This window comes from Aeromonas sp. FDAARGOS 1406 (assembly GCF_019048565.1).
In the GTDB taxonomy this organism is placed as follows: Bacteria; Pseudomonadota; Gammaproteobacteria; order Enterobacterales; family Aeromonadaceae; genus Aeromonas; species Aeromonas caviae.
In genome coordinates this window covers 1,867,886-1,888,003 of the sequence record NZ_CP077378.1, presented here as the reverse complement: position 1 = coordinate 1,888,003, position 20,118 = coordinate 1,867,886, and the positions used below count along the sequence as shown (strand labels likewise).

Here is a 20,118-nt window from a genome sequence, read left to right as displayed (position 1 = left end):
CTGAATTTTCCCGGCCGGCAGACGCAGGCCGCGACTCCATACATGCAAGGCAGACATTGTGACAGAAGTAGATAGATTCGCGGACATTCGCCCCTATCGCGATGAAGAAGTACCGGCTGCCATCGAGCGGCTGATCCAGGATGACGAGTTTATCGGCGCCATCGCCAAATACCGCTTCGGTTCCCTGATGAGCTGGCTGGGCTGGGCCATTCGCCCGCTGATCCGCCAGTTCCTGCGCCACAAGTGGGCCAAGGTCAGCACCATCCATCAGGTACAGATGGGGGTGACCCGCTACATGACCCGGATGATCGCCACCTCCACCCAGGGGGTGAGCTTCTCCGGGCTCGAACACCTCAAGAAGGAGCAGGGCTACCTGTTCGTCTCCAACCACAGGGACATCGCCATGGATCCGGCGTTCGTCAACTGGGGGCTGCACACCCACGGGTTCGATACCGTGCGCATCGCCATCGGCGACAACCTGCTGCGCAAGCCCTGCGCCACCGAGCTGATGAAGCTCAACAAGAGCTTCATCGTCAAGCGCTCCGCCAAGGGACCGCGGGAGATGATGAAGGCCCTCGGGGAGCTGTCGGCCTACATCGGCCAGTCGGTGCACGAGGGGCACTCCATCTGGATCGCCCAGAAGGAGGGGCGCGCCAAGGACGGAGATGACAAGACCGATCCTGCCATCCTCAAGATGTTCTACGTGGACGGCAAGAAGCAGAAGATCGATTTCGTCGACTACATGCGCAGCCTCAACATCGTGCCGGTGAGCATCAGCTACGAGCTGGATCCCACCGACAAGGCCAAGGCGCGCGAGCTCTACGAGAAGTCGGTCAACGGCAGCTACGAGAAGGGCGAGTTCGAGGACATCGAGAGTATCGTCGCGGGCATCGTCGGCCAGAAGGGGCGGGTACATGTCTCCTTCGGCGCCCCCATCACCGAGGGCTTCAGCGATCCGGACGAGCTGGCGGCGCTCATCGACAAGGCGATCTGGAGCAGCTATCGCCTCTTCCCGGGCAACTACCTCGCGGCGGATGTGCCCGGCAAGGCCAGCACCATAGAGCAGAGCGCCTTCCTGACTCGCCAGTCCGAGGTGCCACAAGAGCACAAGGCCATCTGGCGCGCCATGTACGCCAAGCCGGTGGAAAACGCCGGCAAGGTTTGAATGGCACCGCTTTGAGCGGGTGATGGAAAAAAAACGGGAGCAGATGCTCCCGTTTTTGCGTCTGGTCAAAGTCGGGGGAGATTGGGTAGTGAATAATATTGTTTCAACTGGTACGATCATCGGGTGAATGGGCGAGTATCTCTTGGCAGGGGCGGACGAGTATGCAACAGTGACTCGGCGCCATCGGCTTGGAAGCGACAGCGCCCCCGTCTGCACGGATGGCAGACGAGACGATAAAAGGACCTTCAATGGTCCTTTTTCATTGGTGCACAAAGATAGACCACAGATATACCTAAGGATGCGAACCTCATGATCACCGGCAGTCTGGATACCTTGCAACGCACCCCCTTGCCCGCCCCCCTGAACCGTATCGTGGCCGAGGTGGTGCAAAGCGTCGAACGCTGGCTGCACGCCCCCCTCGGCAAGCAGGAGGTCGACGGCCTCACGCTGTTTTGCCTTGTGAGCGAGGATCTGACAGAGCCGGTGGCGGATCGCCGGGGCGAGTTTCATGAGCAGTATCTGGACATCCAGCTGCTGCTGCGCGGCGAGGAGTGGATCGGCGTGGGCCCTCACGCCTACAGCCGGGACGGTGCCGACCATCCTCACCCCGATCTCTGGTTCGTCGATGACGAGCAGACCAGTTATCTGGCGTTGCAGCCCGGCGACTTCGCCATCTTCTGGCCGGGAGAACTGCATCGCCCCCTCTGTACCCTGACGACCCCAGGTCCGGTCAAGAAGCTGGTCGTCAAGGTTCACCAGTCGCTGCTGACCGGCGCCTGAGTGGCAACCGGGGCCTGGAGTCCCGAGTGATTGGGCCAACAGAGGCCCGTTGCGAATCGCTGATTCGACGCGCGCGCCAGACGAACGGTCTGCGCCCAACGATTTGAAAAATTGGACGCACCCTCCTGCGACCATAAGCCCCCGGCAGGGGAATCCCATCCATCGCTGGATGACACGACACTGTCGGCGTAAAGCCGAAGCACAGGAAGATGTAGAACATGAGCAAGTTGGTATTGATCCTTAACTGCGGTAGCTCTTCCCTGAAATTTGCCGTAATGGACGCTGAAACGGGCGAGGACATGCTGTCCGGCCTGGCCGAATGCTTCAATCTGGATGACGCACGTATCAAATGGAAACTCCACGGGGTCAAGGGCGACGCCATGCTGGGCGCCGGTGCCGCGCACCAGGAAGCCCTCGACCACATCGTGGGCCACATCCTGCCCCAGGATCCCGCCCTGGCCGATCAGCTGGTCGCCATCGGCCATCGCATCGTGCACGGCGGCGAGCAGTTCTCCCGCTCCGTGCGCATCGATGAGGGCGTGATCGCCGGCATCGAGGCCGCCATTCCGTTCGCCCCCCTGCACAACCCGGCGCACCTCATCGGCATCCGTGCCGCCCTCAAGGTGTTCCCGGCCCTGGCCGACAAGAACGTGGCCGTGTTCGACACCGCCTTCCACCAGACCCTGCCAGAGGAAGCCTACCTCTACGCGCTGCCCTACAAGCTCTATCGCGAGAACGGCATCCGTCGTTACGGCGCCCACGGCACCTCCCACCGCTTCATCGCCGAAGAGACCGCCAAGGCGCTGGGCAAACCGCTCCATGAGCTCAACATCATCAACTGCCACCTGGGCAACGGTGCCTCCGTCTGCGCCATCAAGAACGGCGAGTCCGTCGACACCTCCATGGGGCTGACCCCGCTGGAAGGGCTGGCGATGGGCACCCGTTCCGGTGACATCGACCCTGCCATCGTCTTCTTCATGCACGACAATCTGGGTTACAGCGTGGACAAGATCAACCAGGTGCTGACCCGCGAATCCGGCCTGCTGGGCATGACCGAGGAGAGCAGCGACTGCCGCTACGTCACCGGCAACTACGCCACCGACGCCGGTGCCAAGCGTGCACTGGACGTCTTCACCTATCGCGTTGCCAAGTACGTCGGTGCCTATGCTGCCGCCATGGATGGTCGCCTGGACGCCCTGGTGTTCACCGGCGGCATCGGCGAGAACGCCGCCATGGTGCGCGAGATGGTGCTGGCCCGACTGGCCCTGCTCGGCTTCAAGATCGACAAGGAGGCCAACAACGCAGCCGTGCTGGGCGGTGAAGGCCCCATCACCGTCGAAGGCAGCCGTCTGGCCCTGGTGATGCCCACCAACGAAGAGCTGGTGATCGCCCGTGATGCCCTGAGCCTGGTCGGCTAAGGCACCCTCTGGTGATGACAACGCCCGGCCCCTGCCGCAATGCTGTTCAGATAAGCACATTTTTGACTAATTATTCATAAATGCGACTTGAGTTGGGGGAGCAAGGCTGTTTCCAGTCGATGTTCCTTCAGCCTTTATCCAGCGTGGCTTGCAATAGAAAGAGGGAGGCATCATGCCTCCCTCATTTTTTAGCCCTGATACTACGTGGACTGGAACTCAAATTCTCTTAAGTGAACAGCATTGCGGCCCCTGCCGGGCGTTGTCGTTTCGGCAATAGTGATCGGCCTGTCATTTGACATGGGGGACCAGATGCGTACCCTGACCGCTGTGTGACATTGCGGAGGTAACGATGAAAGAGATGTTTTTCAACTGGTTGTCAGGCCTGGGGGTCGATGTGACCCCCATGATGGCCCTGGTGATCGCCCTGGGGTTCATCGTGCTGACCGCCATGGTGCTGCACCTGGTGCTGCACCGCATCCTGCTGGTGCGCCTGGTGGGGCTGCTTGGCAAGACCAAGCAGATGTGGCTGCCTCCCCAGTTGCAGCAACGCCTCTTCTACCGGCTCGCCTTCGTGTTCCAGGGGGCCGTGCTGCTCGGTCAGGCGGAGATCTGGCTGCCCAAAGCGTCCGAGAGCCTGGCGCTTATCGAGTTGCTGGCCCAGCTCTGGATCCTGCTGTTCCTGCTGCTGGCCCTGTTCGCCCTGCTCGACTGCCTGCTCTCCCTGAGCCGCCATACCCGGCTTGGGCGGGATCTGCCCCTGCGCGGCATCTTCCAGGGGGTGAAACTGGTGGCCAGCATCCTGGTGGGCATCCTGATGATCGCCCTGCTGCTCGGCAAGTCGCCGCTCTTCCTGTTCAGCGGCCTGGGGGCCATGACCGCGGTCCTGATGCTGGTGTTCAAGGACCCCATCCTCGGCCTGGTGGCGGGTATCCAGCTCTCCGCCAACCGCATGCTGAGCGTCGGTGACTGGCTGCAGATGGACAAGTACGGGGCGGACGGCGAGGTGACCGACATCGGCCTCACCACGGTCAAGGTGTCGAACTGGGACAAGACCATCACCACCATCCCCACCTATGCCCTCATCTCCGACTCCTTCAAGAACTGGCAAGGGATGACCGAATCCGGCGGGCGCCGCATCAAGCGCAGCGTCAACATCGACATGACCAGCGTGCGCTTCCTCACCTCGCAGGAGCAGTTGCAGCTCAAGCAGGCCAGGTTGCTGGCACCCTACCTCAGCCGCAAGGAGCAGGAGCTCAGCAGCTACAACCAGCAGCTCAGCGATGCCATCAGCTGCCCCATCAATGGTCGCCACCTCACCAACCTCGGCACCCTGCGCGCCTATCTGGACGCCTACCTGCGGGCCCATGCGGGCATTCGCAAGGACATGACCCTGATGGTGCGCCAGTTGGCACCGACCACGGACGGCCTGCCGCTGGAGATCTACTGCTTCACGGCGACCACCGCCTGGGCCGAGTATGAAGGGATACAGGCTGATATTTTCGACCACATATTTGCGATAATTGAGCAATTCCATCTGCGTTTGCATCAGTCGCCAACCGGTTATGATATGCACAGTTGGAAAAACGGCTGATCCCGCTTATGACAAGGTGCCGTGGCGCAGCGCGGCACCGTATTTAATCTCCGACCCGTCAGCACGTGGCGGTTGAAATTTGCATGGCAGAGGAGAAAAATGGCGGCCTTCTCTTCGCCCCGGGCGCGCCCGTCGCCTCCGCGCTGGCCAGAGTGCTGAACCACCCCCTTTATCACAGGAAAGTTATGAAGCTCCTCCACAACACGGCGGCCGCACTGTGCTGCTCCCTGATCCTGGCCGCCATGCCCGCCCTCGCCATCGAATATGCCCTGCCCGCAGCCAACAGCCGCCTGGTGGGGGAAAACCTGGACTACGTGGTGTCCCCGGAAGAGGCGGGCCAACCCCTGGAAGCGGCAGCGGCCAGATTCCAGCTCGGCTTGACCAACATGCTGGAAGCCAACCCCAAGGCAGACCCCCTGCTGCTGCAGGCGGGCGAGAAGCTGGTCGTGCCGCATCAGCTGATCCTGCCGGATGCCCCCCGTGAAGGCATCGTACTGAATGTCGCCGAGATGCGCCTCTACTACTACCCCAAAGGCAAGAAGGTGGTGGAAGTGCTGCCGATTGGCATCGGCCAGCTCGGCACCGACACCCCGGAAGACTGGGTGACCAGCGTGCAGCGCAAGAAGGCGGGCCCGACCTGGACCCCGACCGCGAAGATGCACGCCGAGTACGCCGCCCGTGGCGAGACCCTGCCTGCGGTCTGGCCGGCCGGTCCGGACAACCCCATGGGGCTGTTCGCGCTCTACATCGGCAAGATGTACGCCATCCACGGCACCAACGCCCAGTTCGGCATCGGCCTGCGGGTGAGCCACGGCTGCGTGCGTCTGCGCAACGACGACATCGAGTACCTGTTCAAGCAGGTCCCGGTCGGTACCCGCGTCCAGTTCGTGAACCAGCCCATCAAGGCCTCTGTCGAGCCGGATGGCCGCCGCTACCTGGAAGTGCACCAGCCTCTCTCCCGCAACCAGGAGGAGTTCAACTCCAGCCTGCCGGCCCCGCTGCCCATGTCCACCGCCGTGACCCGCTTCATCGCCCACGCGGACAGCGACTCCCAGTTGGTCAAGCAGGCCCTGGAGCAGCGCAGCGGCATGCCCATCGCCATCAACCGCTGATCCCGCCCGTCGGTATTCCGAGCCCCGGCCACTGTCGGGGCTTTTTTATGGCGCGGGGGAGGGGATCATCAGGGTAAACCCTTGGCAGATCGGGATAAAATCCGGCCTTATTGCAATTGAGTGGTTGCTTGGTTAGGTGTTAAACGTTTTCCATGTGTTTTTTATTTGTTAAAAGTGGTTGTGGTCCGGCGATCTGCTGATTACTCTAGGCCGGTTTTTTTAAGGAAGAGTCCGTCGCAAGAACGGGCACAGACGTCACATAACGGAGTTTTGAATGACAGCTAGCACCCCCATGCTCATCACCTTTCTGGTGTACATCCTCGGGATGGTGTTGATCGGCTTCATCGCCTATCGCGCCACACGTAACTTTGACGACTACATTCTCGGCGGCCGCCGGATGGGGAGCTGGGTGACCGCCCTCTCCGCCGGTGCCTCCGACATGAGTGGCTGGCTCCTGATGGGCCTGCCTGGCGCCGTCTTCATCGGCGGCATCTCCGAGAGCTGGATCGCCATCGGCCTCATCATCGGCGCCTACTTCAACTGGCGCTGGGTGGCCGGTCGGCTGCGGGTTCACACCGAGAAGAACCGCAACGCCCTGACCCTGCCGGACTATTTCACCTACCGCTTCGAAGACAAGAGCCGGGTGCTGCGCATCCTCTCCGCCCTGGTGATCCTGCTGTTCTTCACCATCTACTGCGCCTCCGGCGTGGTGGCCGGTGCCCGCCTGTTCGAGAGCACCTTCGGCATGAGTTATGACACCGCCCTCTGGATCGGTGCCGCGGCCACCATCACCTACACCTTCTTCGGCGGCTTCCTCGCGGTAAGCTGGACCGACACCGTGCAAGCGACCCTGATGATCTTCGCCCTCATCCTGACTCCTGTGTTCGTCATCATCGCCGTGGGCGGCATCGACACCGCCATGGTGCAGGTGGCGGCGCAGAACGCCAGCAACCTCGACATGTTCAAGAACCTGGACTTCATCGCCATCATCTCTCTGATGGCCTGGGGCCTGGGCTACTTCGGCCAGCCCCACATCCTGGCGCGCTTCATGGCGGCGGACTCCCACCACTCCATGGCCAGCGCCCGTCGCATCAGCATGACCTGGATGGTGCTGTGCCTGGGTGGCGCCGTGGCCATCGGTTTCTTCGGCCTGGCCTACTTCTCCACCTTCACCGAGCAGGCGGGCGGCGTGACCGCCAACCCGGAGCGCGTCTTCATCGAGCTCTCCAAGATCCTGTTCAACCCCTGGATTGCCGGCGTTCTGCTCTCCGCCATCCTAGCTGCGGTCATGAGTACCCTCAGTTGCCAGCTGCTGGTCTGCTCCAGCGCCATCACCGAGGATCTCTACAAGCCCTTCCTGCGCAAGAACGCCTCCCAGAAAGAGCTGGTGTGGGTCGGCCGCGCCATGGTGCTGCTGATCGCTCTGGTGGCCATCGCCGTCGCCACCAACCCGGAAAACCGGGTGCTGGGGCTGGTGAGCTACGCCTGGGCCGGTTTCGGTGCCGCCTTCGGCCCCGTGGTGCTGCTCTCCGTGCTCTGGTCCCGCATGACCCGCAACGGCGCCCTGGCGGGCATGCTGGTCGGTGCCCTGACCGTCATCATCTGGAAGCAGTTCGGCTGGCTGGGTCTGTACGAAATCATCCCGGGCTTCCTGTTTGCCACCCTGGCCATCGTGCTGTTCAGCCTGCTGGACAAGGCCCCCTCCAAGGCCATGCAGGATCGCTTCGCAGAAGCCGAGCAGGAGTTCCAGAGCCCCATGGCAGACGCCATCGCGGCAAAATAACCCCCGCCTCGACGACAAAAGCCCCGCAACTGCGGCAATGCTGTTCACTTAAGAGAATTTGAGTTCCAGTCCACGTAGTATCAGGGCTAAAAAATGAGGGAGGCATGATGCCTCCCTCTTTCTATTGCAAGCCACGCTGGATAAAGGCTGAAGGAACATCGACTGGAAACAGCCTTGCTCCCCCAACTCAAGTCGCATTTATGAATAATTAGTCAAAAATGTGCTTATCTGAACAGCATTGCGCAACTGCGGGGCTTTTTAATGGGCAAAACATGCCCATGGCAGGGATTAGGCGGGGCGCCTGCCCAGTCGCTGCACATCCTGGCGGGCGGCGGCCCCGGCCTGGGCAAGCCAGCGCTGGCGGGCCCCCTCATCCGAGGTGTGGACGGGCCCCAGATGCTGGCGGTGGGTCAGCCGGATACCGCACAGCCCCAGCACTGGCTTGTCCAGGGTGCGCTCCAGGGGGGCTCCCTGCCACCAGCGGTAATACCAGGGGGGGCTGTCCATGGTGAGCAGCAGGCGCGCCGTCTTGCCGGCGAGCAACTGCTCCGGGTGCGCCTTCCCCGGCTGGTAGCGAAAGGCGAAACCCGGCAGCAGGGTGCGATCCAGCAGCCCCTTGAGCCGGGCTGGCAGGTGGCCCCACCAGACGGGGGCGACGATCACCAGATGGTGGGCTTGCGTCAGGCTCTGCTGCACCGCCTGCAGATCCGGTTCGAGGGGCTGCACCTCGTCATAGGCATGGTGAAGATCCGGCGCGAAGGCGAGCTCCCCCACGTGATGCAGGGTGACGCGCGCGCCCCCTTGCTCGGCACTGCGGGCATACTCTCGGGCGAGGGCGTGGCAGAGGCTGTCGGGTTTGGGGTTGCCGTTGAGAACAAGCAGGTTGGGGGTCATGGTATGGCTCCTTGAAGTGAGCCCCCATTACACCCCTTGTCCCATGGGACAGAGTCAAGCCACCTTTTGACCCCGATCCGCGGCGGCGGGATGATCCCGCCCGTCTGGGGATTGCCGCGCCGGGGCGCCATAGCGGCAGGGGTGCTGCGCCAGCAGCGTGGCGCACTGGCTCAAGCCCTGATGCTGGCGTTGCAGCCTGGCGACCTCCGCCTCGATCTGCGCCAGCTTGTCCGCGATAAGCTGCTCCACCTTCTGCCAGGGGAAGTGGTCGAGGCTGGTGACGTCCGCGAGCAGGGGAACCAGCTCCCCGAGCTTGCAGCCAAGCCGCTGGGCCTCGCGGATAAAACCGACCCACTCCAGATCCTCGGCCCGGTAGACGCGATACTTGCCGCGCCGCCTGGGCTCTGGCAGCAGCCCGATCTGCTCGTAGAGACGGACCGCCTTTGGGGTGGTGCCCGCCAGCCGGGCAAATTCGCCGATATACATGGTGCTGCTCGCAAAGGTTGTTCGAGTAGGGGCTCACTATAGGTTAGTGGCAGGGGGGAATGCATCCCCACGGAGGAGGGGCAGTCGGCGCAGTACAGGGATGATAACGCTGTGGTTCTGGAGCTACATAGCCGCGTCCCTGGCACGGCACAGGAGCAGTGTATTGCGCCGACTGCGCTCTGGATATGGCGATGCTCCATCGAATGTGAGGGCCTTGCACCCGTCCGGCCGAGGCGGGTGCAAGGCCGCGCTGACCCCTGATGGGGCCAGAACGGGTGTAAATGGACTGGTGATCGCCACTATAAGAGAAAATGTGGTCATCCACGGAGAACCAATAAATTCCATTTATAGTGATTCTGTCTAACCAGACAGGGCCCTGGGTGGCCAAAAGTGGTTCCCTCAGGGGATTTTCCGATCCTGAAGGAGGGGGGGAATATCTCTATTTGTAGGTCTGATTAGGGAAGGTGCGAATAAGTCATATGGCACGAGAGCATTTAATGGTAACCCATTGATATTAAATGACTAAAATTTTCATTTTTTGTTCGTGGGATACTTGTTCGCACTTTCCCAAGCCCTCCGATGCCATATCGGCTCTTGAAGCTGGCTGAGGGTCATGGGTAATCAGGAACGTTTTAATCATATTTAAAATCATCCTTTGATTGAATAATTATTTAATTCATGACTTGTTGTCCTTGCCAATGATGAATTGTCATCTTTTTAGTAAGTAATGATCACCGACCCCGCACTGCGCCTTGCCTCGCCGTGATAAACCGCTTCGATATTATTGCCGTCCGGATCGAGGACAAAGGCGGCGTAATAGCCGGGGTGATAAACCCGCTCGCCGGGGGCGCCGTTATCCTGGCCGCCATGGGCCAGGGCTGCCTGATAGAAGCGATCGACTGTGGTCCGGTCCTGCGCCTGGAAGGCGAGGTGATGGCGACCGGTCAGTGCGCCGAGCGCTGCCGGGCTGTCGATGGATGTGACAAACAGCTCGTCAGCCCAGAAGTAACCCTCACCCGCGCCGCCGATTGGCACATCAAGGGTGGCCAGTATGGCCTTGTAAAAGCGCTCGCTGGCGGTCAGGTCTTTCACCACCAGTTGGAGATGGTCGATCAGCCGACCCCGATGCAGTGTGTGCGTTTCCATACATTCACTCCACTCGACATGGTTGAATCAGTTACTTACCTCTTGCCGGTTGTGCCCTTTGGCGACGCTACCGCCCTGAATGTCAGCTTCCAGCTTGCTGCGATTGACCAAAGGGGCGTGGTTGGCATGGCTCATGGGAGACTCCGACGAGGCGTGTGTTGCCAATTGGCTATATTAACGGCCCGCGAGCGAAGGGGAAGGAGGAAATGGCGAATTGCCGGGCAAGATCAACAAATGGAGGCCAGCCCGAAAGCCTGGCGTCCGGGCTGGATTGGCGAGAGGGGGCTGGGGATAGGTAAAAGGGGGCGAGTGGTCACCTGTCGGTGACCCTCTTGCTGCCTGTACGGGAGTGGTTGCCCGGCCCCTGGCCGGGCGGGGGATCAGTTGCCCGGGATCTCGCTGCAGTTGAGGGTGGGCTGACCGTAGCGCTCCAGCATGGCGTCGCTCCCCTTGGTCCAGAGGGTGAGGTTTTGCCCCTCGTACCGGGCGCCGCTGGCGCTGGGGGTCTCATAGGCGAGCACCTGCTGCTGGTCGTTCCCCTCGCTCAAATTGATCATGGCGGCGGGCCGCTTGGCCTCGTTGTAGAAGTAGGTGGAGAGGGTGACGCTCTTGCCGCAGTGGTAATCGACCGGCGTCGGCACCCTCAGCTGGCCGCCTTTTATCTGTAACTCGGTGATCCGCAACTGGTAGCTCTCTTCCACGCACTGGCGCAGGTTGCCCGCCTTCCAGCAGTCGTTGCGCCCCTTGATCCAGCCGCGCTGGATGGCGCGCTCGCTCTTCTGCTGCTCGGGGGAGAACCCGGCAATCGCCTTGGGATAGAGGGCTGACAGCTCGTTATCCAGCGCAGCCAGTCCGGCATCCTTGCAGATGAGGGTTTCGGCGGCGCCTTTCGCCTTGGCGCACTCGAAGGACGGGGTGGCCGCCGCGGCCAGCAGAGGGGAAAACAGCAGGGTTCCAAGCAAGATCTTGTTCATCGACAGGGCTCCAACAGGGGGCATGATGCCCCGTGACCAGAGCACACTTTACACCCGAAGGAGGCAGGAGCACCCCGTGTTTTTGGGTGGCGGGCGGCCCTGCATGGCAATCAGACGCCGGCCAGCGCCAAGGTCTGGCGGCTGCGCCACAGCCGCTCGTGGAAGAAGAAGACGACGGTATTGATGGCAGGCTCGATCAGTGCCATCACGCCGCCGGTGAGCAGCTCGCCACTCAGCAGGTAGGCGACACCGAAGGCCACCGAGAAGTGGACCAGGGCGAAGCTGCTGGTCTTGGCCTGCAGGCTGTGTTCAGGCTTGAGCTTGTGCCAGCCAAGGTCGTGGAAGTAGAAGGCGACCGTGTTCACGGCGGGCTCGATGAGGGCGATCAGGCTGGCGGTGAGCAGTTCGCCGGTCAGCAGGTAAGCCACGGTGAAGGCGACACTGAAGTGCAGGATGGCGAAGCTGATGGTCTTTTTCATGGTGGTGTCTCCTCTGGCGATGAAGGCAGTATCACCCAGAACCCCATCAAGTGAAAATCATTCTCATCTATCGGCGAAATAGAAAATGCCTATCGACCGGGGGAGGCCCCACCAGATTGGGAGTTGCCTGGGACCGCAACGGCGCTAGAGTGTGCCTTTTGCCATGAAAAAGGAGCTTTCATGACCATCAACTCCAACCTGTTTGTTCTCTTCATGCTGCTGCTGATGATCGTCGTCGGCGTGGTGGCCTGGCGACTGGCCCGGCGCAAGAGCCGCCACCCGGGGCTTGTCACCTTCCTGTGCGTGTTGCTCTGCCTGGTGCCGCCCCTTGCCCTGCTGGCGCTGCTCATTCTGGCGCTCTGGCGGGACATGCCCGCAGGCGCCGATGCCAGGCAAGCCTAGTCTCTTCAGCCGCCACTGCCGCAGTCATAGAAAAGCCCCTTGGGGGGCTTTTTTACTTGGAATGTCCCGCGCAGCAGGCGGCCGGTTGGAAGGGGCAAGATCGGGTGATGGCCCTACCTGCCGAGGCCAGCGATCCGAGCATGGGCTTCGCGCATTCCCTGTTCCGCCCCGTGGGGGCGCAGATCCATTCCCTCTGCGTAGACGAATTCCACCTCCGTGATGCCCATCAGGCCGAGCACGGATTGGAGGTAGGGGGTGACCGCATCTGTCGTCTGTCTCTGATGCACGCCGCCGCGGCTGCTGAACACCAGGGCGTTGACCCCTTCCACCAGCCCCATGGGGTAGGTGTCGGTGTAACGGAAAGTCACCCCGGCCCGTGCCACCAGATCGAACCAGTTCTTGAGGGGGGTCGGTACATTGAGGTTGTACATGGGGGCGCCGATCAGCAGCAGGTCGGCGGCCTTGAGTTCGGCAATCAGCCGATCCGACAGCGCCACCGCCTGCCGGATGGCCTCATTGGCCGGTTCAGCCCCCCGCAGGGCGTGAAACAACGGGCTGTCGAGGGCGGGCAAGTCGAGGGCGGTCAGATCACGCACCACCACCTGGTCCTGATGGCCCTGCTCCCGGCGTGTTTGCAGGAAGCGCTCCATCAACTGGTTGGTGCGGGATGCGGGGCCGTTGAGGCTGGATTGCAGCAGCAGGATCTGGCTCATGAGGGAAACTCCATCTGAAACGTGTGAAGAATGAAGGGAGCTTACCAGTCATTTTTTTCCGCAGTGCTGATAGAATTTCGCCATATTGGTTCCAAAAGGTATGCAATAGATGGCAAACACGCTCAACGGCATCGATCTCTTCGCCACCGTGGTGGAGGCGGGGAGTTTCGCCCAGGCGGCGGAGCGGCTTCACCTCACCCGCTCGGCGGTGGGCAAGGGGGTGGCGCGGCTGGAGCTGCGTCTCGGCGTGCAACTGTTTCATCGCACTACCCGCAGCCAGAGCCTGACCGAGGAGGGTGCGCTCTTCTATCGCCACTGCCTGCGGGCGCTGGAGGAGGTGCGTCTTGGGGAAACGGCGCTGGCCAGCAACAAGCTCATCCTCAACGGCAGATTGAAGGTCTCCATGCCGGTGCTGTTCGGCCAGCAGTGCGTGGCCCCCATTTTGCTGGCGCTGGCGAAGGCGCATCCCGGGCTGGCCCTGGAGCTGTCGTTCAGCGATCGCAAGGTGGATCTGGTGGAGGAGGGGATGGATCTGGTGATCCGCAACGCAGAGCCGCCGGACAGCCTGGATCTGGCGGCGCGCAGGCTCGGGGAGCACGGCATGACGCTTTGCGCCTCGCCCGCCTATCTGGCCGAGCGGGGGGAACCTGTGACCCTGGCCGAGTTACCGGAGCACGAGTGCATTGCCTATCTGCGCCAGGGGCGGGTGCTGTCGTGGTGGTGGCAGGAGGCCGAGGCATGGCGCGAGGTCCAGCCCAGAGGGCGGTTGCAGATGGACGATCTCAACGCCATCACCCAGGCAGCCATCGCGGGCTTTGGTCTCGCCTGGCTGCCGACCTGGCTGGCACGCCCGCACCTTGAACGGGGCGAGCTGCGCGAAGTGCTGGGTGCGCTCAAGGGCAGGAGCTATCCCATCAACGCCCTCTGGCCCCACAGCCCGCACTTGCCGCTCAAGACCAGAATGGCCATCGACTGGTTGGCGAGCCGCCTGCCCGAGCAGCTGGCCAGCGTGAACGTGCCGGGTCATCAGCCCCAATGAAAAAGGGCCTGCTGTGACAGCAATGCTGTTCACTTAAGAGAATTTGAGTTCCAGTCCACGTAGTATCAGGGCTAAAAAATGAGGGAGGCATGATGCCTCCCTCTTTCTATTGCAAGCCACGCTGGATAAAGGCTGAAGGAACATCGACTGGAAACAGCCTTGCTCCCCCAACTCAAGTCGCATTTATGAATAATTAGTCAAAAATGTGCTTATCTGAACAGCATTGCTGCTGTGACAGGCCCTTTTTCATTTTCTGTGGTTCCGAGGGTCAGGCCTCGGCCTTGTTCAGCCACTCCACCCTGTACTGGGCGCCGGCGCCCTGGGCCAGCTTGGCGCACAAGGGTTTCAAGAAGGCCTCGATCTGCTCGTCCAGCATCCAGGGGGGGCTGACGATGAGCATGCCGGAGCCGTTCATGCCCCAATCGCTGGTCTGGCCGGCCACTTCCAGCTCGGCCACCAGGACGTTGCCGAAGTTCTCCCGCTTGATCGCTTTGAGCATGTCGCGGGACTTGTCCGCCTCTTGCCCGAGGATGGGATACCAGAGGGCGTAGATGCCGGTGGCCCAGCGCTTTTGCGCTTTTTTAAGGGTATCGACCACGGCGAAGTAATCTTCCTTCAGCTCATAGGGGGGGTCGATGAGCACCAGGCCGCGGCGCGGGGTGGGGGGCAGCAGGGCCACCAGCCCCTCGAAGCCGTCGCGATGGTGGACGGCGACGCGGGGGTCGTACCCCATGTTGGCGCGAAGATCCTCCACCTCGTTGTTGTGCAGCTCCATCAGCGCCAGCTTGTCCTGATCGCGGATAAGGCGGCGGGACAGCTCCGGCGAGCCGGGGTAGTAGTGCAGCTGGCCATCGCTGTTCATTTCCTCGATGACACCCAGATAGGGGGCCATGGCAGACCACTGGGCCCGCTCATCCCACAGGCGTTTGATCCCGTCGGCGTATTCCGCTTTCTTCTGGGACCAGTCGCCGCGCAGGTCGTAGAGACCGCCACCGGCATGGGTGTCCAGCACGATGAAGGGTTTCTCCTTCTTCTTGAGGGACTCGATGATCAGGGCCTGGACGGCGTGTTTGAGCACATCGGCGTGGTTGCCGGCGTGAAAGGCGTGGCGGTAGCTCAGCATATGAGATCTCTGAGGGGGCCCTGCTGGGCACCCAGTAACGATAGATAGTGAAACAGGTTGCGGCTGTCGCCGCGAAACAGGGCGAGGGTGCGCAGGGTCTGCAACAAGACCCCCTGTTGCAGCCGCTCCAGCTCCAGTTCGTGGGCCAGCATGGTCTGGTACTCCTCGGCCCCCACCCGTGACTTGGCCTGCTGGCGCAGGGTGCGCCAGGGGAGTAGCACCGCCTCGGTCTGTACCAGGGCCGGTTGCAAGTCAGTGAGGTCGACCGGGATCCGGAGCAGGTCGAGGTGGTGCAGCAGGAGCGCCAGGTTGACGTTGCCCCCCATGCTTTGCACGTGGAGCCAGTCCTGGCTGCGCTGGCCATAGGCGCCTGTGCTCCATGTCCAGAACTCGGAAGGGGTGGGCAGGGCGTCGGGGCTGACCCGCTCGCTGGCCATCAAGGCTTCATCACGCAAAGAAGGCCTGCTCCATGGTTTCCAGCTCTTCAGAGAGGCTCATCCACTCCAGCTCGACGTGCTCCAGCTCCTCCTTGAGGGGGACCTGGGACTTGAGCAGCTCGGAGAGCTTGCCCTTGGCGCTCTCTTCATAGATGGCGGGATCGGCGAGCTGCTCTTCCACCGCGGCCAGCTTGGCCTGCAGCTTCTCCATGCTGGTTTCGAGCTTCTCCAGCTTCTGGCGCAGCGGCCGGGTCGCTTGCCGGAACTGGGCTTCGAGGCGCTTCTGATCCTTGCGCGCCACCGCCGAGTTGGCGGAGACAGTGCCATCTGCCGGCTTGGCATTGGCCTCTTTCTCCTGCTCGCCGAGCCACTTGTGGTAGTCGTCGAGATCCCCATCGAAGGGCTCGACCCGGCCGCCGTGGACCAGATAGAAGTCATCCGTGGTGGTGCGCAGCAGGTGACGGTCGTGAGAAACCACCACCATGGCCCCCTCGAACCCTTGCAGGGCCATGGTCAGGGCGTGGCGCATCTCCAGATCCAGGTGGTTGGTCGGTTCATCCAGGAGCAGCAGGTTGGGCTTTTGCCAGGTGATGAGAGCCAGCACCAGACGCGCTTTCTCACCGCCGGAGAAGGGGGCCACCTTGTCGAGTACCTTGTCGCCGTGAAAACCGAAGCTGCCGAGGTAGTTGCGAAGCTCCTGCTCGGTCTTGTCCGGGGCCAGGCGCACCAGGTGATCGAGTGGGCTGTCATCAAGGCGCAGAGTCTCGAGCTGATGCTGGGCGAAGTAGCCGATGCTCACCCCGGCGCTCACCTCCAGCTTGCCGGAGAGGGGCGGGTTGGAGCCCGACAGCATCTTGATGAAGGTGGACTTGCCCGCGCCGTTGCGACCGAGCAGGCCGATGCGCGACCCCGGCACCAGGTTGAGCTTGATCTTCTCCAGGATCACCTTGTCGCCGTAACCGGCGCTGAGGTTCTCCATGGCGATGAGCGGGGTCGGCAGAGCGGAGGGCTCGCGAAACTCGAAGCTGAACTCGGAGTCGGCGTGGGCGGGCAGGATCTTCTCCATCCGCTCCATGGCTTTGAGCCGGCTTTGGGCCTGACGGGCCTTGGAGGCCTTGTAGCGGAAGCGGTCCACATAGGATTGCATGTGGGCCATCTCCCGTTGCTGCTTCTCGTACATGGACTGCTGCTGGGCCAGGTGCTCGGCCCGTTGCAGTTCGAAGTCGGAGTAGCCGCCGCTGTATTCGTTGAGCTTGCCGTTCTCGATATGGATGATGCGATTCACCACGGAATCGAGGAAGTCGCGGTCGTGAGAAATGAGCACCAGCGTGCCCTGATAGCCCTTGAGCCACTTCTCCAGCCAGATGACGGCGTCGAGATCCAGGTGGTTGGTCGGTTCATCCAGCAGCAGCAGATCGGAGCGGCAGAGCAGCGCCTGGGCCAGGTTCAGGCGCATACGCCAGCCACCGGAGAAGCTTCTGACCGGCGAGTCGAGCTGATCGCCGCCAAAACCCAGACCGTGCAGCAGCTCGGCGGCACGGGCGCGAATGCTGTAGGCACCTATGGTATCGAGCTTGCCGTGCAGCTCGGCCACCAGCAGACCGTTGTCATCCGCCTCGGCCCGGGCGAGCTCGCCCTCCAGGGCGCGGAACTCCTTGTCGCCGTCGATCACGTACTCCAGGGCGGAGCAGTCCAGCGCCGGGGTCTCCTGGGCCACGCCGGCAATCTGCCAGCCGGCGGGCAGGCTGAAGCTGCCGTTGTCGATGGCCAGCTCGCCCCGCACCAGCGCAAAGAAGGTGGACTTGCCACAGCCGTTCTTGCCCACCAGGCCCACCTTGTGGCCGGGGTGTATGGTGGCGGACGCGTTGTCCAGCAGCGTGCGGCCGCCGCGGATCAGTTCGATTTGACTGGCAACTATCATGGATGGGTCTGCTTGGCTCGATTGAAGGAGAGAAACTGGCGCGGATCTTACGTGAAATGACACAAATTTGCACTTGAGGGCGGGGGGGATGGCTGCCGCCGGAAAAACGTGTCATAACAGAGACATCTGGGGGGCAGGAGGCTGACCATGTTGATTAAAGAGATCATGACGACCCGGGTCGCGACCGTTTCCATGGATGACAGGCTGAGCGTCATCAAGGAGATCTTCGAGCAGGCCCATTTCCGCCACCTTCTGGTGGTGGAAGAAGAGGAGCTGGTGGGGGTCATCTCGGACCGGGATCTGCTGCGTGCCATCAGCCCCTATCTGGACACGGATGCCGAGATGAACCGGGACACCGAGACCCTCAACCGGCGCGCCCACCAGATCATGAGCCGTGAACCCATCACCGTCTCCCCCGAACGCTCCCTGAAAGAGGCCGCCGGCCTCATGCTGGAGCACCAGATCTCCTGCCTGCCTGTGCTGGAAAACGGCGCCCTGGTGGGCATAGTGAGCTGGAAGGACCTGCTGAGGGTCATGCGCGGCTGGCAGCCGGTCTGACGGGGCGGGGAAGGTGTGCGGGGAGCCCGTGTCGCCCGGCAGGGCTTCCCTGCTTCTCGCCTTGTCGAAGTATTAAACTGCATTAATCAAATATTTCAGTTCACTTATGTTGTAAAAGTGATTTTTGTGGTCATAAATTCTATCGATGTCATTTCATGTGACACTATATGTCGCGGCGTCAGCTCGAATTGACGCTTTTATAATTAATCGTTCGCCGCTTCAGTTCCCATCTTAAATACGAAAGGGGACTCCCTCCGACGTAGGTGGGAGGGGAATTTCGCCGGGGCGTCAGCCCCGCTGGTTTTGAATGTATTGCTTGATCACCTCCAACGGTGCTCCGCCGCAAGAGCCCGCAAAGTAAGAGCGTGACCAGAGTACGGGTTTGCTGTAAGCACCTCTCAAGTCCAGAAATTCATTACGCAGTCGCCTTGATGTGACCGCCTTTAACGAGTTCACCAGTACCGATAGCTGTACCGTTGGCGCGTACTCTATCAGCATGTGAACATGATCAGCCTCTCCGTCACACTCTTTCAGTTCCGCACCAAAATCTCTGCAAACCTCTGCCGCACACTGACCGAAGGAAGCGTGATGCAGATCCCCCAATATCGGCTTTCGATACTTGGTGATAAACTCCAAATGTACGTGCAAAGCGTAGGCCGCATGGCGTGATTTATTAATTTTAGTGAATTGCATTCTGTCACTCAATCGGGCTTAATAGATATGGCAATAATGCTACACACTGAGCGCTAAATGCAAATTCTGAAAGCCTACAAATTCCGACTCGAACCGACCGAACAACAAGCGCAACGCCTGCGCCAGTTGGGCGGTTGTGCTCGTTATGTCTGGAATCACGGGCTGGCAGAAACCAAACGCATTCTGGATGCTGGCGAAAAACTGCCTTCTGCCTTTGAGCTGAACAGGATGCTCACCAGTTGGAAGAAAGACCCAGAAATGGCCTTTCTGGCCGAGGCATATACCGACAACCTCCAGCAGAAGCTCAAGGATTTGCATGGCGCGTGGATGCGCTGCTTTGATAAGAAACTCGCCGCCAAGGCACCCGTATTCAAGAAAAAAAGCGACAACCGCGACGCTATCCGGTTCGTCAACTTCGACAAGTATTGCCGCCTTGAAAAGGGTCGAGTGAAGCTGCCTGCCGGGCTGGCGTGGGTCAAGTTCCGTCAGTCCCAGCCAGTTGAAGGGAAAATTAAAAACGCGACCGTCAGCCAAACAGCCGGGCACTGGTATATCTCCTTTCAGGTCGAGCAGGAGACGCTTGAGCCAATTCACCCCTCCGGCTCAATGGTCGGGCTAGATGCGGGGATCGCCAAGCTCGCAACCCTGTCAGATGGCACGGTGTTTGAGCCCGTCAACAGCTTCAAAACCAATCAGACCAAGCTGGCAAGGCTCCAACGCCAGTTGAGCAAAAAGGTAAAGTTCAGCAGCAACTGGAAGAAACAAAAAGCCAAGATCCAGCGGCTGCATTCACATATCGCCAATACCCGCCGCGATTACCTTCACAAGGTCACAACGACTATCAGCAAAAACCACGCGATGATCGTCATTGAGGATTTGAAGGTTGCCAGCATGTCAAAATCAGCAGCGGGCACGACCAGCCAGCCGGGGCGCAACGTCCGGGCAAAATCAGGGCTGAATCGTTCGATATTAGATCAGGGCTGGTTTGAGCTGCGCCGCCAGCTCGAATATAAGCAGGCATGGCGAGGCGGTCAGGTGTTGGCGATAAACCCGGCCTACACGAGCCAGCAGTGCGCCTGTTGTGGGCATACTGCGAAGGATAACCGCCAGACGCAAAGCCAGTTTAAATGCGCTGCGTGTGGTTATGAGGCGAACGCCGATGTGAACGGCGCTCGCAATATTTTAGCGGCGGGACACGCCGTTTTAGCCTGTGGAGGCGTGGTGCAATCAGGCCGCCCGATGAAGCAGGAACCCGGTACTGCGCGAGCAGCTATCACCCAGTAATGGGAATCCCCCTCCTGTGACGCGAAGCGCTAAGGTGGGGGAGGATGTCAACAAGGTTTCCGGATCTACCTTAGGCCATCGGCACATCAACCGATCATCACGACCGAACTCTGGTCTGAC

General features: G+C 61.1%; 20 protein-coding genes. 10 read left to right on the top strand and 10 right to left on the bottom strand.

The window, feature by feature from the left end; genetic code table 11:
- The first annotated feature begins 58 nt into the window (after positions 1-58).
- The 6 genes from I6L36_RS08835 to putP all read left to right on the top strand — a co-directional run bounded on the left by I6L36_RS08835 (position 59) and on the right by putP (position 7,849).
- Positions 59-1,165, top strand: coding sequence for a 1-acyl-sn-glycerol-3-phosphate acyltransferase (locus I6L36_RS08835; protein WP_042016043.1), 1,107 nt, complete (start codon positions 59-61; stop codon positions 1,163-1,165).
- Positions 1,166-1,474: 309 nt separating this feature from the next.
- Positions 1,475-1,945 carry a YhcH/YjgK/YiaL family protein gene (locus I6L36_RS08830; RefSeq protein ID WP_010675526.1) on the top strand — a complete coding sequence of 157 codons (471 nt, stop codon included), beginning with the start codon at positions 1,475-1,477 and terminating at the stop codon, positions 1,943-1,945.
- Positions 1,946-2,163: 218 nt separating this feature from the next.
- A complete protein-coding gene (locus I6L36_RS08825; protein WP_041215759.1) occupies positions 2,164-3,363 on the top strand; it encodes an acetate kinase in 1,200 nt (399 codons plus the stop codon).
- Positions 3,364-3,712: 349 nt separating this feature from the next.
- Positions 3,713-4,954, top strand: a complete 1,242-nt coding sequence (locus tag I6L36_RS08820; protein ID WP_010675524.1) for a mechanosensitive ion channel family protein — start codon at positions 3,713-3,715, stop codon at positions 4,952-4,954.
- Between the two features lie 185 nt (positions 4,955-5,139).
- Entirely contained in the window at positions 5,140-6,066 is a 927-nt protein-coding gene (locus I6L36_RS08815; RefSeq protein ID WP_010675523.1) for a L,D-transpeptidase family protein, read from the top strand.
- A gap of 274 nt (positions 6,067-6,340) precedes the next feature.
- Positions 6,341-7,849: a sodium/proline symporter PutP gene (gene putP, locus I6L36_RS08810; RefSeq protein WP_045525661.1), complete on the top strand. Its 1,509-nt coding sequence runs from the start codon at positions 6,341-6,343 to the stop codon at positions 7,847-7,849.
- Positions 7,850-8,137: 288 nt separating this feature from the next.
- On the opposite strand, the gene I6L36_RS08805 is transcribed toward putP, so the two are convergent.
- The 5 genes from I6L36_RS08805 to I6L36_RS08785 form a co-directional block, all read right to left on the bottom strand.
- Entirely contained in the window at positions 8,138-8,743 is a 606-nt protein-coding gene (locus tag I6L36_RS08805) for an NAD(P)H-dependent oxidoreductase (protein ID WP_109113276.1), read from the bottom strand.
- A gap of 54 nt (positions 8,744-8,797) precedes the next feature.
- Positions 8,798-9,229, bottom strand: a complete 432-nt coding sequence (locus I6L36_RS08800; protein ID WP_109113277.1) for a MerR family transcriptional regulator — start codon at positions 9,227-9,229, stop codon at positions 8,798-8,800.
- Positions 9,230-9,946: 717 nt separating this feature from the next.
- Positions 9,947-10,375, bottom strand: a complete 429-nt coding sequence (locus tag I6L36_RS08795; RefSeq protein ID WP_109113172.1) for a VOC family protein — start codon at positions 10,373-10,375, stop codon at positions 9,947-9,949.
- 380 nt (positions 10,376-10,755) lie between these two features.
- On the bottom strand, positions 10,756-11,349 hold the full coding sequence (locus I6L36_RS08790) for an MliC family protein (RefSeq protein WP_109113173.1): 594 nt from the start codon (positions 11,347-11,349) through the stop codon (positions 10,756-10,758).
- Positions 11,350-11,459: 110 nt separating this feature from the next.
- Positions 11,460-11,828, bottom strand: a complete 369-nt coding sequence (locus tag I6L36_RS08785; protein WP_048206987.1) for a DUF2061 domain-containing protein — start codon at positions 11,826-11,828, stop codon at positions 11,460-11,462.
- Positions 11,829-12,008: 180 nt separating this feature from the next.
- Here I6L36_RS08785 and I6L36_RS08780 point away from each other — a divergent pair, with 180 nt between their 5' ends.
- Positions 12,009-12,230 (top strand): hypothetical protein, encoded by a 222-nt coding sequence (locus I6L36_RS08780; protein WP_109113174.1) that lies wholly within the window; start codon positions 12,009-12,011, stop codon positions 12,228-12,230.
- Positions 12,231-12,343: 113 nt separating this feature from the next.
- Here I6L36_RS08780 and I6L36_RS08775 read toward each other — a convergent pair whose 3' ends face one another.
- Positions 12,344-12,943, bottom strand: coding sequence for an FMN-dependent NADH-azoreductase (locus I6L36_RS08775; protein ID WP_109113175.1), 600 nt, complete (start codon positions 12,941-12,943; stop codon positions 12,344-12,346).
- A gap of 109 nt (positions 12,944-13,052) precedes the next feature.
- Between I6L36_RS08775 and I6L36_RS08770 the strand changes: the two genes are divergently transcribed.
- Positions 13,053-13,982 (top strand): LysR family transcriptional regulator, encoded by a 930-nt coding sequence (locus tag I6L36_RS08770; RefSeq protein ID WP_109113176.1) that lies wholly within the window; start codon positions 13,053-13,055, stop codon positions 13,980-13,982.
- 268 nt (positions 13,983-14,250) lie between these two features.
- On the opposite strand, the gene I6L36_RS08765 is transcribed toward I6L36_RS08770, so the two are convergent.
- The 3 genes from I6L36_RS08765 to I6L36_RS08755 are packed head-to-tail and all read right to left on the bottom strand — an operon-like array spanning position 14,251 to position 17,463.
- Positions 14,251-15,105, bottom strand: a complete 855-nt coding sequence (locus I6L36_RS08765) for a 23S rRNA (adenine(2030)-N(6))-methyltransferase RlmJ (protein WP_109113305.1) — start codon at positions 15,103-15,105, stop codon at positions 14,251-14,253.
- Positions 15,099-15,560 (bottom strand): DUF2390 domain-containing protein, encoded by a 462-nt coding sequence (locus I6L36_RS08760; protein WP_039040190.1) that lies wholly within the window; start codon positions 15,558-15,560, stop codon positions 15,099-15,101. The genes I6L36_RS08765 and I6L36_RS08760 overlap by 7 nt, the downstream gene beginning before the upstream one ends.
- Complete coding sequence (locus I6L36_RS08755) at positions 15,553-17,463, bottom strand: ABC transporter ATP-binding protein (protein ID WP_109113227.1); 1,911 nt, start codon at positions 17,461-17,463, stop codon at positions 15,553-15,555. Before I6L36_RS08755 ends, I6L36_RS08760 begins: the two co-directional genes overlap by 8 nt.
- Before the next feature lie 147 nt (positions 17,464-17,610).
- On the opposite strand from I6L36_RS08755, the gene I6L36_RS08750 reads away from it, so the two are divergent.
- Entirely contained in the window at positions 17,611-18,021 is a 411-nt protein-coding gene (locus tag I6L36_RS08750; RefSeq protein WP_010675511.1) for a CBS domain-containing protein, read from the top strand.
- Positions 18,022-18,309: 288 nt separating this feature from the next.
- Here the strand turns inward: I6L36_RS08750 and tnpA are convergent, their stop codons facing one another.
- Positions 18,310-18,714, bottom strand: coding sequence for an IS200/IS605-like element ISAs26 family transposase (tnpA, locus tag I6L36_RS08745; protein WP_216987103.1), 405 nt, complete (start codon positions 18,712-18,714; stop codon positions 18,310-18,312).
- A 57-nt stretch (positions 18,715-18,771) separates the two neighbouring features.
- Between tnpA and I6L36_RS08740 the strand changes: the two genes are divergently transcribed.
- Positions 18,772-19,998 carry an RNA-guided endonuclease TnpB family protein gene (locus I6L36_RS08740; RefSeq protein ID WP_119196962.1) on the top strand — a complete coding sequence of 409 codons (1,227 nt, stop codon included), beginning with the start codon at positions 18,772-18,774 and terminating at the stop codon, positions 19,996-19,998.
- Positions 19,999-20,118: the final 120 nt, after the last annotated feature.